The following is a 15,286-nucleotide window of genomic DNA, read 5'->3' as shown; positions in this document are numbered from 1 at the left end:
TTTAGCGAAAACGATTGCACAAAAAGTAAAAAAGAAAGACTTCAAAGTTTAAATACTTAAGCCCTTTTTGCAACCGCTTTCAACCTCTTTATTAGAATAGCACCTTCAAAATCGTGTTGCAATACGAAATATGGATCAGTTTTTATACTTCTTTACCTTTTCTGAGCAATCAAATTTACACTGATTGCTCATGTTGTGCTGTAATCCATTTAGCTGCATCATATAATGTCGGAAATTGATAATCAGCTAACCCTATTTCATCACCAATTAATATTGTTTTTGTTCCTGCCTGCTTTCCAGCCAAAATATCGACATCTCGGTCCCCTACCATAAAGCTTTTCTTTACATCCACTTTATACTTTAACGCTAACGTATGAAGCATTTCTGGCTCCGGTTTTCGGCATGCACAGCCTGCATTAGGTTTATGCGGACAATAGATTATGTCATCAATCCTCCCTCCACTTTTTGCAATCTCTTTCTTCATTTTTTCATGAACCTTTTTAAGCATGTCTTCTTTCATGTATCCTAACCCAACACCACCCTGGTTTGTGACAACAAACACAAGATAATCTGCCTCGTTCAACAGCTTAATCCCTTCACCAACCCTTTCTAATAAATACATTTGTTCAGGCTTGTTGACAAATTTTACTCGCTTAGTTAATACCTCATTTATAACACCGTCTCGATCCAAAAATACAGCTTTTTTCAACTTATCATTTCTCCTTTCATGAATTATCTTTTAACGGTTCATAATATTGAATATCAAGATTGAAGGGTGATGCTTATTGAAACCTATGCTTCCCACATTACATACTGATATACCTGCGGGCTCTGATTGGGTTTATGAAACAAAGTACGATGGATTTCGAGCGATCTTAATCATTTCTGAATCTTCAATTGATTTAATGAGCCGAAACGAGAAATCACTAAATAAACAATTTCCAGAAATCATTGCAAATATAGAAGAAATGTATGAAAGTTTAAAGCCTTTCTTGCCTCTTACTTTGGATGGCGAAATTGTCTATCTCACCTCAACTTATTTCGCAGACTTTGAACAACTTCAAATTAGAGGAAGATTAAAAAATCAGGATAAAATTGAGAAAGTAGCGGAAAAACATCCTTGTCGTTTTCTAGCTTTTGATCTTCTAAAGGTAAGCGGAAAAAGTCTGCTTCAAGAGACATTTAAAGTTAGAAAAGCAGAGCTCAAAATGCTTTTTCAAGCTTTAGGATTGGAGCAGAATGTAAATCCTGTTTCATCCAATCTTGTACAGTACGTACCATTTACTACTCATCATTCCAGTTTATGGAGAGAAATGCGCCTTGAAGACGGGGAAGGACTCATTGCCAAACATTTAAAAAGCAAATGGGAAAGTGGAGTACGTACAAAACAATGGTTAAAAATTAAAAACTACAAATATGCTCATTTTTTTATTACTGGTTACGACAAAGAGAATGGATATTTTCATGTTGGAGTTTTTCAAGATGAACAAATTGTACAGGTAGGGAACTTCTCACACGGCATTTCAAGTAATGAACGTGAAGCACTTCTTACAATTGTACGAGATAATAAAAAAGCTGAAACAGCATCTTTTATTGAAATCGAGCCTGCTATTGTAGTAGAAATTCAATTTTTATCTATATATAAAAACCAATTACGTGAGCCTTCCTTTTCGACATTTCGATTTGATGTACATGTTGAAGAATGCACATGGGATATGCTGTTAATTAAAACTGCTCCGATTGATGAAGAGATAACAATCACACATCCTGATAAACCATTATGGGAAACAATTGACTTAAAAAAAGAGAAGTTTATAAGCTACCTTTATCAAATATCACCACTTATGCTTCCTTTTTTAGAAAATCGTCTGTTAACTGTTATTCGATTTCCTCATGGAATGTTTGGCGAACCATTCTATCAAAAAAACTGTCCGGATTATGCACCTTCATTTATTATGACAAAAAATCATGAGGATATTGATTATATTATCTGTCAAGATCTATCAACCCTTATTTGGCTTGGGAACCAACTTGCCTTGGAATACCATATTCCCTTTCAAACCATTGATACACCGCACCCTACAGAGATTGTTTTTGATCTTGACCCACCATCTAGAGAGTTTTTCTCTCTTGCCATTAAAGCTGCATTAGAAATGAAGAAGGTATTTGATCAATTTCAATTAAAGACGTTTCCAAAGTTATCAGGAAATAAGGGACTGCAAATTCATATCCCTTTGGCAAAAAATTCATTAACTTATAAGGAGACTCGTGTGTTTACAGAGTTTATTGCGAATTTCCTTGTGACAAGTTTTCCAGACGATTTTACGATTGAACGAATGAAGAAAAATCGTGGTAATCGTCTCTATATTGACTATATTCAACATGCAGAAGGCAAAACGATTATTGCCCCCTACTCTCTTCGAGGAAAAAGGGAAGGAGCGTTCATAGCTGCACCTCTTTTCTGGGAAGAGATCAGTGAAGGTTTATCAGTCGAACAATTTACAATTGATGCTGTCCTGCATCGATCAAAAACAATTGGTTGTCCTTTTCAGGATTATTTTGAATCACCTCAAGATGACAACCTACGTACATTAATTGATCAAATAAAGTGAAACTTCCAGGGAAAATGGACAGTCCATTTTCCTCACTTCTTTTTCTCCTTAACAATTTCAATCATTTGCTCAAGCATGTTAACCATATCATCCCTGTCGTATTTAGAAGGTTCCGGTAACTTTTCTTGCCTTGTTTCTAATTTTTCCTTTTCCTCAGAATATTCACGATTAATACGATCTTCAATTAAATAGGCTGGAATTAGTTGACCTTCTGGAGTGACATATTTTTTGTTCATTCTTCTCGTTTCCCGATCAAATAAGCTATAGATAATCGGGATAATGAACAACGTTAGGAATGTGCTTGAAATTAATCCGCCAATTACAGTTATTCCCATTGGACGATTGATTTCGGTTCCTTCCCCTAAACCGAGTGCTAATGGCACCAATCCTAATATGGTAGTGAGTGCTGTCATTAAAATTGGCCGTAACCTTACTTTTACTGATTCAACTAACGCATCATATGTTTTAAAGCCTTGTTCTTTTTTCTGGTTAATAAAGTCAACGATGACGATCGCGTTGTTAACAACAATACCAGCTAACACAATAAGGCCAATCACAACGGTTAAACTAATTGGAGAGTTTGTCATAACAAGAGCCACGGCTACTCCAATTAACATTAAAGGTACAGTAAACATGATGACAAATGGATATTTAAATGATTCAAATTGTGCAGCCATCACGATGTAAATAAAGATAATCGCCAATATAAACGCAAGCAGCATATCATCCAATGTAGACTCAAGAAGCTCTCGATCACCACTGAAGCTAATTTCTGTTTCATCAGGTAAATCTAGCTCTTCAATTTCTTTATCGACTAATTCAGAAATGTCCCCTAAATTTGTTGAGTTACTATATCTTAATGTGTATTGTACAGCGGGCTGTTTATCAATTCTTTGTATCGATACAGGCCCTTCTCCCACTTGGATCGTTGTGAGTTCCCCTAGCTCAACAAAGCTATTATCTGGTTTTTTTAACAATAATTTTTTGAGATCATCAACATTTTCACGAACAGTTTCGTCATACCGAACATTAACCATATAAATCTTATTATCACGTTCATTTGTCATCTGAACGGCGTCTATACCTCTTGTTACATCATTCACAACCATACCTATTTGAGCAGGTGTTAGGCCATTTTCGAGGGCTTTTTCTCGATCTACAGTTATCTGAACCTCTTCGACGGTTTCTGTAAGGTCATTTGACATCTCTTCAACATCGTTTATTTCAACTAGAGCTCGGTCGATTTTTGCAACAGATTCTTGTAAACGTGTTTCATCCGTATTTTTCACATGAAATGTTAAAGTGTTTGGTGTTGAACCTGTTGAAGATTGAGTATTAAATGAGAGCTCAGTGGTATTATTTTGAGCCTTAGCTACTTTCTCCAATGGTTTTTGAAGACTATCGATCAAATCAAAGGTAGACACATTTCGATCTTCAAGACCTTTTAATTTCACATAAATTTCAGCAATATTTGTACTCCCTGTTCCTCTAAAAGATTCTTCTTGAGTAGAACCAATTAAACTTACAAATAAATCGACATTCTCTTCTTTTTCAAGCTCCTCTTCCATTGCATCAATGACTTTACTTGTTTCTGATAATGCAGTTCCATTTTCTAGATTAACGTCTATTGTAAAAAAGCCTTCATCTGTATTTGGTAAAAATACTGCCCCGACTCTGGTAACCCCATATAAACTTCCTGCAAAGATAACCAATGTTAATCCTAAAACCACTGCACGATTACGCAGTGCCCATTTAATTGTATTGTCTAAAGAGAGCATGAAAGCAGACTCTCTTCTTACTTTTTCTAAATTCCTATTAGGACTTTTTAATAGTTGACTTGCTAGCATCGGGACAATTGTTAGCGCAACAAATAAGGAAGCAAACAAACTAAAAGCAATCGTTAAGGCAAACTCAGTGAAAAGATCACCAATAATTCCTGAAATAAAGACGACTGGAATAAACACAGCCACAGTTGTTAATGTGGAAGCAATGATCGCTGGTCCCATTTCTTTTGCGCCTTGATAAGCAGCTTCTTTAGGTTTTTTCCCCATCGATAGATGACGATATATATTTTCAATGACAACGATGGCATTGTCGACAAGCATGCCGATTCCTAAGGCTAATCCACCTAGTGTCATAATGTTTAGTGTGAAGTTTGAAAAATACATTAGTACAAAGGTTACAATTACAGAATATGGAATTGCTATCCCAATAATAAGAGGACTTTTGACACTTCTTAAGAACAAAAAGAGAATCAACATCGCGAAAACTCCACCGATTAAAAGGGTGTTAACCATATTCCCTATCGCTTGGTCAATATATTCACCTTGGTCAAAGATGATTTCAGCATCAACGGATTCATATTTCTCCTCTGAAAGGATGGTAGATAGCTTTTCTTGAAAAGCATCTGATACTGCAGCAGTGTTAGCATCAGATTGTTGCAAAACACTTACTAACAAGGATGAATCTTTATTTGCACGTGTTATTGTATTTGAGTCTTTTTGTGTAATAGCAACAATTGCAACATCTCCAATTGTAATATTTTCACCATTCACTAGGTCTTTCTTCAAGACAAGACTTTTTAACACATCAATTGAATCAATAGAACTTATTACTCTAGTCGTTAATTGCTTTCCATCAGTCATCACTGGGTCGCCAGGCAATGTGACTGAATTAGCTCTGATTGTATCAACAATTTCTGATTGACTAAGTGAAAATTGCTCGAGTTTTTGTTGATCAATCTCCACACTTACCTCATCTGTTTGTAAGCCTGATAGATTAACACTTGCTACACCTTCCGTTTTAGTTAATTCTTGTTCTAATTCCTCTGCCAAACTTTGAAGCTGTTCTTCTTTATCTGTTGATGTTAATGATAGCTGTACGATTGGAAATTGTGATGGATCAAACGTTAAAAAACGTGGATCACCAGCGTCATCTGGAAGAGGTACATCTTCCATTATTGTTCGAATCTCATCTTGAATATCATCAATATGGGTTGTCCAAGAAAATTGCATAATGACTAAGCTTGCATTTTCCTGTGATGTCGAAGTAATTGTATCTAATCCTTGAACAGTTGAAAGAGCTTCTTCTAAAGGTTTAGAGACTTTTTCTACAACTTCACTTGGACCTGCCCCATCATAATTAGTGACAACTACTCCAATAGGTGGGTTAATTTCGGGTATCAGCTTTAACGGAATGTTTATAACTGAAACAGCCCCTAGTATTAACACTAGAATCATTGTCACAAGAGTAAACACCGGTCTTCTAATCGAAAAATGACTGATTTTCATTCTGTATTCCCTCACATCTTTCACTATATGTATACCCCTAATGGCTTTACCGCAACTCACCACAAGGATAAAGGTAATAGGTAATGATTTCAAGTTTTAACATGTTTTTGACATTCCATTCCTCCCTTCCTTCCAGTGAAAAAAAGAGTGACCAATTTTATGGCCACTCAGGTAAACGTTTACAATCAAGTTGTTTTGAAATCTATCTAAATAGTAAATGCTGGCTATGCACTCCCGCCTTCTTTAGTAGCGCTTTCAATTCTGCCTGTTCTTCTGCATTTAGCCCTGAAAAAGCACGAGCAATTCGAATTGCATGAATTGGATAAATCTCATCCAAGTAAGACTGTCCTTTATCAGTTAACTTTGCATAAATTGAACGCTTATCTTTCGGATCCTGTTCACGATATATGTAGCCGTTTTTTTCCAGCTTATCGATCACATACGTCACATTGCCACTAACTAGCAGTAATCTTGAACCAATTTGCTGAAGTTTTTGTGGTCCCTTCGTATATAATAATTCCAGGACTGCAAATTCTGTTGGGTTAAAGCCATGCTCCTTACTATCACGGATAGAATGCTCAGATACACTCTTGAAAGCCCTTGCAAAAACTCGAAACAAATCTAACGCATTCTGTAATTCTTCTTCAGTAAATGATCTCATCCCATCGCCCTCTTGTTTAAAATTATCCAAAGATAAAATTATTAAAAATAGCACTTCCTGTTCATTTTACTATTAATTAACCTAAATTTGAAGGTTTTAAATAAGAAAAGTATGTAATTATAATAATAGTCAAGTAGAAATGAGGTGCAGCATGAAAGATGTCATCGAAAATATCTTAAAAGAACTTGAAAAACAGGAACATATTCACATTCTTTTCGCCTGTGAATCAGGAAGCCGCGCGTGGAACTTACATGAAAAGAACAGCGACTATGATGTAAGATTCATCTATAAGCATGCAAAAAATTGGTATTTACAATTATATGAAGGACGCGATGTTGTTGAAAAGAACTCATTTAATAAATTTGAATTTGTAGGCTGGGATCTCAAAAAAACTTTGCGCTTGCTGAATAAGTCTAATCCTACAATACTTGAATGGTTATCCTCACCTATCGTTTATCGAAATGAGCCAATATTTACAAAAGAAATAAAAGCTTTGGCCCAAAAATCGTTTTCGCCGTACACTGTTCTTCACCATTATCTAAGTATGGCTAAAAAAAATTATTCTCGTTTAGCACAAGCAGACTCTTGTACTGCTAAGATGTATTTAACTGTCCTAAAGCCATTACATATTTGTGATTGGATTATTGAAAATGATGAATTCCCACAAATCGGCTTACACATCTTCGAGAAAGGTCACCGAAGTACCATAATTCAAGATGAAATCCAGAGGGTTTTTCAACATAAACAAGCTGGTCATAACTACTTCTCAGACATTCTTCGCCAATACATTGAATCTAGTATACGTACACTAGAAGACACTATAAAAAAAGGTCGAAAAAATGATTTAAACCAAACAACGTCATTAACAGAATTTTTTATCAAGACAATAAATAAATAAAGGCTGTTTTCGCAGACTTTGTTGCTTTGTAATAAGTGTTGGAAGTAGTTGATTGGAGCTCCAGGATGCTCATCTTAAGTGGGGCGTGCGGTGAGCCTCCTCGGCGCCAGCGCCTGTGGGTCTCACCTGTCACGCTACTCCCACAGGAGTCTCGCACCTTCCAGTCCAATCAACCTAATCAGTTTATGTCCAATAATATTATAAAAAAACAACAAACTTTTAGAATAGAGCCTAAATAAAGAGACCCCATCAATGGGAGTCTCTTTTTCATCCTGTTGACGGCCCCTTTCTCCTTACCTTTGGAATGTTGTGATAAAAATAGTTATATTCATTTTTCAATTCAGTTAACGTCATTTTATTCATTACCTGGCTATTATAAACACCAATTGCCAGTAGCTTTTGTGAGTAGTAATTTCTTTGCTCTTCAAGTGCAGTTTGTAACATTTTGCTCATAGCACTCATCTCCATTTTCATTTTTATACATATTCAATTTACCTTAAAATTGTTATGAGACAATTAACGTAATGTTAAGATTTTTTTTCGAGATATTAAGATTGTATAAATTTGATTAAATATTCAAACTTTTGTCGATAATAGTTTCAATAACGTATGGAGTTGAAACGAATGATAAAGGTAATCGCGATCAAAAAGGGACGTACTTATACAAAAATCTATTACCTCAATCTATTGGAACCAAAAAACAAACAATTATATATGGCTATTTTTAATAAAACGGAATTATCTATTTTAACCATATTCAATTCACTGACAGATCAATATGAAGAAGTTACTTCTTTATTCCCGGTATCTTTTCTGCAAAACCTATCAGAACAAATCTTTGCACAAATAAATCGTAAGTCCTACGGCAAAGAACATAAAGAAACCAAACATAAATCTATCCCCTAATAAACTTCATTATATCAATGATTGTTTTTCCTCTACCTTTTATCTAATTGTATTCCCCCTTCGACTCGTTTACATTTATCCTGTTAAAAAACCTAACACCTTTTTACAAAACAATCATTTTTATGTTAGAATTTCTAACATAACAGAAGCCTTCGACGACAAAACAGGATATACTTGTAAAAAGAATTGTTTAAGGGGTGGAGAGATTGAATCATCAAGACCGCTCTTATAAGGATAAAAAGGTGATTTCAATTGGAACAGTCAGCGAGTTAACCGGCTTAACACTACGGCAAATTCGTTATTATGAAGAAAGAAAACTAATTGCTCCGTACCGAAATGATCGTGGTACGCGAAAATATTCGTTTTCTGATATCGAAACATTAATGGATATTGCGGACAAACGGGAGGACGGTGTACAAACAACGGAAATTTTAAAAGAGATGCGTTTAAAGGAACGAAAACGAGAAAGTGAAGCAGATGTTAGAAAGAAGATGCTACAAGGTCAATTAAACGCACAATTCAGATATGGACGTGGAGGACATTAAGAACAAAAGCACAATCGCCTTGGTCACAACCTAGGGCAAATAAGCCGCAACGTCCTGTTGCAACGACTGCACTTGCACGTCTGTGTACTTCGGATCTGGAAGTCGAGCGCTTATCCACAATACAAGAATTTTATCATTTCCAAGACCTAAAAAAAAACGCTACAGCAAATCATATTCGCTGTAGCGTTTTTTATGTTGTATCATCCCCTCTAACTAGGACATTTTTCTTAACAACCGTTAGGTCTCATACTAAATCTCCAATCAGTAAAACACAATATCTGCAACCCTCTTTTTTTCCGATCACTAAATATAGTATTTCGACTTTTTTTTATAAAAAAAGGAAAAAAAACACAGTATACTATTTACATTCTCCTAAAATATCAGATAATAAAAGTACTAGGATCATTTTACCTAGATGTTTATTGCGAGGTGTTCATTGTGAAAACTTTAGATACCGTTATTGAGGAATACCGAAACAAGATGTTTCTAATTGCTAAGAAAGATGGCTTAAATTCACATCAAACATTAATTGCAAGTCAACACTTAGATGAATTACTAAATATAAAAATGACTGAAAGCAATTCAAAAGATAGACAAAAAGATAAACACCAATAATATCATTTGATGGAATATGTTTATGTTGAAATACATCAAAGGGTAAAGCCTTGGTGTATTTTTTATCTCTTTATAAGGAAGTGAATGAAATGGATCGTCAAATTGTTTGGTTAAGTAAAGGAACCCCTTCTACCCTTACATATAAAGGAAAGGAATTTCGGTCAGGTATAGCAAAAAATCAAGTGAATGAGCTAAAGGTTACGTCAAAGGGAATAATTGGGGATGATGTTGAAAATCATGATTTTCACGGCGGAACTGAAAGAGTGATTTGTGTATATGCATATGAACACTATAAATATTGGGAACAGCTTTATCAACAATCACTCCCAAAAGCTGCCTTTGGAGAAAACCTTACTCTAATAGGAATGACAGAGGAGGATGTTTGTGTTGGAGATATATACCAAATCGGTGAGGCTGTTATTCAAGTTTCTCAAGGTAGGTTTCCATGCTCGACCATTAATAAATACACAAACATTCATACTCTATTAAACAAAATAATTGAATATGGTTACACCGGATACTTCTTTCGAGTATTAGAAGAAGGTGTCATTTATTCTGATTCGGCCATAAAGTTACTTGATAAGCATCCAAAGGAAATTTCGATCAGCACCATTCATCATACTTATTTTCATGAAAAAAATAACCTGGAAAAGATTGAATTGATATTATCATTAGATGCACTTTCTAAAGAATGGATGCTTCGGATGGAAAAATTACACAAATCTATTACTAAAAAATCTCGCTAGTTAAATAAGAGAAAGCATTCATTTAATGATCTATCTCACATTCTAATTTTTTTAAAGAAAAACTAGTGCTTTTACCAGCCACTAATGGTTTATAAAATAAAATTCAGATAGTACAAAAGATTCTGTTGACTTACCTTTTCATTGTGATATGATAATACATGGTTATAAATAAATTACCATTATCTACTAGGGGAGTCCATTAGCTTGGACTGAGAGAGGAACGCGCTCGAAGTTCTTTGACCCTTTGAACCTGATCTGGATGATACCAGCGTAGGGAAGTAGGAATAGTCTAAAGAAGGGTCTTTATGTGCACCCCTTTTTATTATATTTCCTACATCTAACGAACGGGTTCTGAAAATCAGAACTCGTTTTTTTATTTCCTTCCGTTGTTGTCAAGTAGATGAAATTTCAAGGAGGAGATTAGATGAAGATTAATGTAAAACAACCATTCCCAGGCAGCAAGAAAATTTATATGCAAGGAAGTCAACCTGACATTCAAGTGCCAATGAGAGAAATCTCACAAGGAAAAACTCGGAATACATTTGACGAAAAAGAAAATCCACCCGTACATGTTTATGATACAAGTGGCCCCTATACTGATCAAAACGCCGAAATCAATATCTTAAAAGGATTACGAAGAATAAGAGAAAACTGGATCAAGGGTCGCCATGATGTTGAGCACTATGAAGGACGGAAAATTAAACCTGAAGATAACGGATATAGAGCGAATACTTCTTCCGCAGTCGAAGTATTCCCATCAGAAACGTTACAACCGCTCATTGCGAAAAATGGCAAGAGAGTTACCCAGCTTCACTATGCTCGCAAGGGAATTATTACGCCTGAAATGGAGTTTATTGCGATCCGTGAGCAAATGGATCCTGAATTTGTTCGAAGTGAAGTAGCTGCAGGTCGGGCTATTATTCCTGCAAATATTAATCATCCTGAAAGCGAACCAATGATTATCGGAAAAAACTTCCATGTTAAGATTAATGCCAATATCGGAAATTCAGCTGTTACCTCATCTATCGAAGAGGAAGTTGAAAAGATGACATGGGCAATTCGCTGGGGTGCTGATACGATTATGGATTTATCAACAGGGAAAAATATCCATACTACAAGAGAATGGATTATTCGCAATTCCCCAGTACCTGTTGGAACTGTACCAATTTATCAAGCATTAGAAAAGGTAAATGGGATTGCTGAAGATTTAACATGGGATGTATATCGTGACACTCTCATTGAACAAGCCGAGCAAGGAGTCGACTATTTCACCATCCATGCTGGCGTTCTATTAAGATACATTCCATTAACTGCCAATCGCACAACAGGAATTGTGTCAAGAGGCGGTTCCATTTTAGCACAATGGTGTTTAGCCCATCACCAGGAAAACTTCTTATATACTCACTTCCATGAGATATGTGAGATCTTGTCGGCATATGATATAGCTGTATCTTTAGGTGATGGTTTACGTCCCGGATCTATTGCTGACGCAAATGATGAAGCACAATTTGCTGAACTTGAAACATTAGGAGAGCTTACGAAAATTGCCTGGGAATATGACGTTCAAGTGATGATAGAAGGTCCAGGTCATGTTCCAATGCATCTTATTAAAGAAAATGTTGAGAAACAGCAAAGCATCTGCCAGGAAGCACCATTTTACACTTTGGGACCATTAACCACAGACATCGCTCCTGGTTATGACCACATTACTTCCGCAATAGGTGCAGCAATGATTGGTTGGTTCGGAACAGCGATGCTATGCTATGTGACACCAAAGGAGCATCTCGGCTTACCGAATAAAGAAGATGTTCGTGAAGGAGTGATTGCCTACAAAATAGCCGCACATGCAGCTGATTTAGCTAAGGGACATCCCGGTGCCCAAAATCGTGACGATGCTCTATCAAAAGCACGATTTGAATTTAGATGGCATGATCAATTTAATCTCTCTCTTGATCCTGAAAAGGCCTTGGAATACCATGATGAAACATTACCAGCAGAAGGCGCAAAAACAGCCCACTTTTGTTCGATGTGTGGACCAAAGTTTTGCTCAATGAGAATTTCCCAAGATATCAAGGAAAAAGTTGCAAATCAAGAAATAGAAAAAGGGATGGAAGAAAAAGCAAAGGAATTCGTTGAATCAGGTTCTCAAATTTATAAATAAAATATGGGAATCGTTCAGTTCAAAGCAGCAAATGACTAGAAGCCATTATTAGTTTTTTACTTTGGGATTTATCTAAGAAAGATAAATCCCTTTTGTTATTCCCATGAATTCTGCCCCTTTAAAATCCTACTAAAAAACGGGTCTTCCCCAACTATTTCAAGTGTTCTACCTGAAAACGTGTGATCATGCTTCGGACGTTCCCCCTCCCCATATGTCACACCACCAAATTGTGAAAAAGTAGCCTCATCATAGTTATAGTAAGTACGACCTTCAAATAAGTGAAAATGGCCGCCATTTTTAAGAGGAATCGCAGGACCAGTTTCTCCATAAAAGCGATGATAATGATTATTTGAAGTGGTTGTCACACCTCTAAAATAATGGCGATGGCGATCAAAGCTATTTCCATTTACTATTATTGTAAAGCCATCTATCATATGATAGTGTCCTTTCGTTTCAATTGTTTTTGCTTCGAAACGATGTGCGTGATGAGGCTTAACCATACCTATATGGATCAACTTTTTTCATCTCCTTATTAATAAGTCTTAATTACTTATTATGAAAGAAAAAAGAGTTAAGAAAGTTGTCCATGCTTTTCTAATCCTAAAAGAAAAGCAGCTATTCTGGATATCCATCCTGATCTTGAATCGTTCCAACATTTTTCATTTGAATATTTGCATTAACCTTAAAATTTGCTGATTGATAGATAGAATCCCATTCCCCTATTTTTGTTTTTTCCTTGCCAATATGTGATGCACGATACCTTAAACCAAACCCAATTGGGTCAACTTTTTCTTTTTGAAAAAGACGTAACAATCTTTCAGTATGGTCTTTTACCTCATCTTCAATGATTTTTTCATACTCTGTTTTCTTTTCATCATCTAATACATCAAAAGCCTCTTCAACAACTCCGCTAATTTTAATATTAAACACAATTTTAGCGGGGGTGTTTTCTGTATCTATTCGATAGCTTGATTGAACTCTATCTGTCGAAAAAATAAAATATGGTGTTTCATTTTCTTTTTCCGCCTTTATTTCTGTTTTAGTTGCATCATTGGTGATGATATTAAAATACTTTGTTTGCTCATCATTGATCGTTAAGACATGTCTTAGGTTCGAGAAAACACCTACCTCATTAATCGAATAGTCTTTTTCCTCAGCTTCTATTATTGGTAGTATAGGATCAATTCCTCGTTCTGCACGGAGTTTTATTAATTCAAATAAATAGACAGAACTAATATAAGGAGTTTCTGTCCCAACGTTTCCAAAGGATAGAAACAAAGAATTTGAAGGAAGTCGTTCTCCCACTGGCTCTGCTTCAAGAATTTTCAATGCATTTGGACGTCCAATTGCGGTCCATGCAATTTCTTGGATATCGCGTCTTCTACTAAACCAATCTACAATGTTGTCTATATCTTCCTTTACTAGTTGTTCTCCAAAGATAATCATCTTTGAATGACCAAAATCTAGCTCTTTATCAGTTTTGGATTTAATAATCCTGACCGCTTCAGAAATTGTTTCTGCCGATTCCGTTATAATTTTCGATTCATCACTTCCCGTTTTCACCTCACCACTCGGAACAGCTAGCTTTAATGAAATGTCATACAAATCATCTCGACCTTTGTCTACACCGATTGAAACAACAAAGTATCGCCTGTCTATGTCTTTATAACCGCAGCTGGATAAAAAGAAGATCGAACATAATACAAGCAATAATAATACTCTCTTCATTTTGATAGCTTATCCCTTCTTTTCAAAATGACTTTTAAAATAACGATGCCAATGAGTTGCGCTGGTAATAAGATCACCATCCAAACCTTTGCAATATTCCCAAGCATCTCTTCATCTATAAATAAAACACCTATAATTCCTAATAATGCAAAAACTCCTAATATAATTATTGGGGTTATATTTTTTTTCTTTCTTTTGAATTTAGGAAAAATGGCTTTTAATTGCTCCATCCCTACATGCCAATGTAAGGTTACGCTTGCAATCGAAATATTGATATATAATCCTAAGAAAAGAAAACTTATTCGTTCAATAAAACCAAGCTCAATTCTTAGTGCTTCAGTTGTCGCAATCCACGGGAATGTATAGAAACCTACTCCATCAAATCCATGAATTCCAATTGGTATGATAAAGGTTGTCAGTAATGTAAATAAGCCAAGCGAGCCTATTATGATAATTGAATACCCTACTTTCACATCTTTAAAATATCGATTAAAGATCACAATATTGGCATAACCTGTGTAAACAAAGGTTGCTGTTGATACGATCTCGAAATTCGGGATTTCCTGATAATACGTAAAAGCTACACGTACTGAATCCCAAATTAACTCTTGGTTTGTATAAGACTTAAAAATAATAAAAGCAATAAATGGAAGATTTAATAACAGGATTATTTCTATTGCATATAGTACATTTCTAGATTGCATTAATGCTCCAAAAACGATAATAAGTAAAAATAAAAGCACAATAACAAGCTCTTCAATATCAGGATTAATATATTGTTTTGAAATGTGTGTAAATGTTATTAGCGTCACTAATCCTGCTATAAGCCACAGTACTCCATGAAAGAATAAAAAACAAAAGCGAAACCATTTCGGTGTATATCTTTCAAGAATTTCAGGTAACCCGAGGTTAGGAAATCCACTCATATATTTTGTGTAAAAATAAATAATGAGCATTCCTATCGGCACAGCTAAAAAAATAGCCTGCACGGATCCCGCACCCCGGTTTTCAATTAACACCATCGGGACAAACGCCACAATATTCGTTAGCATATTTAAAATTAACATGACATAAATAAAACGTTTCGACATTATCAACTTCCTAATCTATATATAAACTTACTC

Annotated in this window: 14 protein-coding genes and 1 riboswitch; of the genes, 7 read left to right on the top strand and 7 right to left on the bottom strand. The window is 35.4% G+C overall.

Features of this window, described 5'->3' with window-relative positions; genetic code table 11:
- Positions 1 to 175: 175 nt before the first annotated feature.
- Positions 176 to 709, bottom strand: coding sequence for a D-glycero-alpha-D-manno-heptose-1,7-bisphosphate 7-phosphatase (locus tag AC4GZ8_RS11755; RefSeq protein WP_491082035.1), 534 nt, complete (start codon positions 707 to 709; stop codon positions 176 to 178).
- An 85-nt stretch (positions 710 to 794) separates the two neighbouring features.
- Here AC4GZ8_RS11755 and AC4GZ8_RS11750 point away from each other — a divergent pair, with 85 nt between their 5' ends.
- On the top strand, positions 795 to 2,612 hold the full coding sequence (locus AC4GZ8_RS11750) for a DNA ligase D (RefSeq protein ID WP_491082229.1): 1,818 nt from the start codon (positions 795 to 797) through the stop codon (positions 2,610 to 2,612).
- 32 nt (positions 2,613 to 2,644) lie between these two features.
- Here AC4GZ8_RS11750 and AC4GZ8_RS11745 read toward each other — a convergent pair whose 3' ends face one another.
- Positions 2,645 to 5,902: an efflux RND transporter permease subunit gene (locus tag AC4GZ8_RS11745; protein WP_491082034.1), complete on the bottom strand. Its 3,258-nt coding sequence runs from the start codon at positions 5,900 to 5,902 to the stop codon at positions 2,645 to 2,647.
- A gap of 202 nt (positions 5,903 to 6,104) precedes the next feature.
- Positions 6,105 to 6,563 (bottom strand): MarR family winged helix-turn-helix transcriptional regulator, encoded by a 459-nt coding sequence (locus tag AC4GZ8_RS11740; protein ID WP_491082033.1) that lies wholly within the window; start codon positions 6,561 to 6,563, stop codon positions 6,105 to 6,107.
- A gap of 151 nt (positions 6,564 to 6,714) precedes the next feature.
- Here AC4GZ8_RS11740 and AC4GZ8_RS11735 point away from each other — a divergent pair, with 151 nt between their 5' ends.
- Positions 6,715 to 7,461 carry a nucleotidyltransferase domain-containing protein gene (locus tag AC4GZ8_RS11735; protein WP_491082032.1) on the top strand — a complete coding sequence of 249 codons (747 nt, stop codon included), beginning with the start codon at positions 6,715 to 6,717 and terminating at the stop codon, positions 7,459 to 7,461.
- A gap of 267 nt (positions 7,462 to 7,728) precedes the next feature.
- Here the strand turns inward: AC4GZ8_RS11735 and AC4GZ8_RS11730 are convergent, their stop codons facing one another.
- Positions 7,729 to 7,914, bottom strand: a complete 186-nt coding sequence (locus AC4GZ8_RS11730; RefSeq protein ID WP_491082031.1) for a stress protein — start codon at positions 7,912 to 7,914, stop codon at positions 7,729 to 7,731.
- A 171-nt stretch (positions 7,915 to 8,085) separates the two neighbouring features.
- Here AC4GZ8_RS11730 and AC4GZ8_RS11725 point away from each other — a divergent pair, with 171 nt between their 5' ends.
- The 5 genes from AC4GZ8_RS11725 (at position 8,086) to thiC (ending at position 12,434) form a co-directional block, all read left to right on the top strand.
- A complete protein-coding gene (locus AC4GZ8_RS11725) occupies positions 8,086 to 8,367 on the top strand; it encodes a hypothetical protein (RefSeq protein WP_491082030.1) in 282 nt (93 codons plus the stop codon).
- 206 nt (positions 8,368 to 8,573) lie between these two features.
- On the top strand, positions 8,574 to 8,912 hold the full coding sequence (locus AC4GZ8_RS11720) for a MerR family transcriptional regulator (protein WP_034332213.1): 339 nt from the start codon (positions 8,574 to 8,576) through the stop codon (positions 8,910 to 8,912).
- Positions 8,913 to 9,350: 438 nt separating this feature from the next.
- On the top strand, positions 9,351 to 9,527 hold the full coding sequence (locus AC4GZ8_RS11715; RefSeq protein ID WP_491082029.1) for an aspartyl-phosphate phosphatase Spo0E family protein: 177 nt from the start codon (positions 9,351 to 9,353) through the stop codon (positions 9,525 to 9,527).
- A gap of 89 nt (positions 9,528 to 9,616) precedes the next feature.
- Positions 9,617 to 10,273: an MOSC domain-containing protein gene (locus tag AC4GZ8_RS11710; RefSeq protein ID WP_491082028.1), complete on the top strand. Its 657-nt coding sequence runs from the start codon at positions 9,617 to 9,619 to the stop codon at positions 10,271 to 10,273.
- Positions 10,274 to 10,451: 178 nt separating this feature from the next.
- A riboswitch (TPP riboswitch) is annotated at positions 10,452 to 10,567 on the top strand.
- 130 nt (positions 10,568 to 10,697) lie between these two features.
- Positions 10,698 to 12,434 carry a phosphomethylpyrimidine synthase ThiC gene (thiC, locus tag AC4GZ8_RS11705; protein ID WP_491082027.1) on the top strand — a complete coding sequence of 579 codons (1,737 nt, stop codon included), beginning with the start codon at positions 10,698 to 10,700 and terminating at the stop codon, positions 12,432 to 12,434.
- 95 nt (positions 12,435 to 12,529) lie between these two features.
- On the opposite strand, the gene AC4GZ8_RS11700 is transcribed toward thiC, so the two are convergent.
- The 3 genes from AC4GZ8_RS11700 to AC4GZ8_RS11690 all read right to left on the bottom strand — a co-directional run bounded on the left by AC4GZ8_RS11700 (position 12,530) and on the right by AC4GZ8_RS11690 (position 15,253).
- Complete coding sequence (locus AC4GZ8_RS11700) at positions 12,530 to 12,949, bottom strand: YmaF family protein (protein WP_491082026.1); 420 nt, start codon at positions 12,947 to 12,949, stop codon at positions 12,530 to 12,532.
- A 100-nt stretch (positions 12,950 to 13,049) separates the two neighbouring features.
- Positions 13,050 to 14,162 carry a Ger(x)C family spore germination protein gene (locus tag AC4GZ8_RS11695; RefSeq protein WP_491082025.1) on the bottom strand — a complete coding sequence of 371 codons (1,113 nt, stop codon included), beginning with the start codon at positions 14,160 to 14,162 and terminating at the stop codon, positions 13,050 to 13,052.
- The gene (locus AC4GZ8_RS11690) at positions 14,159 to 15,253 is read right to left on the bottom strand and encodes a GerAB/ArcD/ProY family transporter (protein ID WP_491082024.1); all 1,095 of its coding nucleotides are present in this window, start codon (positions 15,251 to 15,253) and stop codon (positions 14,159 to 14,161) included. The genes AC4GZ8_RS11695 and AC4GZ8_RS11690 overlap by 4 nt, the downstream gene beginning before the upstream one ends.
- Positions 15,254 to 15,286 lie beyond the last annotated feature (33 nt).

Source organism: Metabacillus sp. RB-C-LZQ-3-1 (assembly GCF_058315175.1).
Note: the sequence above shows the minus strand (reverse complement) of the source record. Positions and strands in the feature narration are given on the sequence as shown.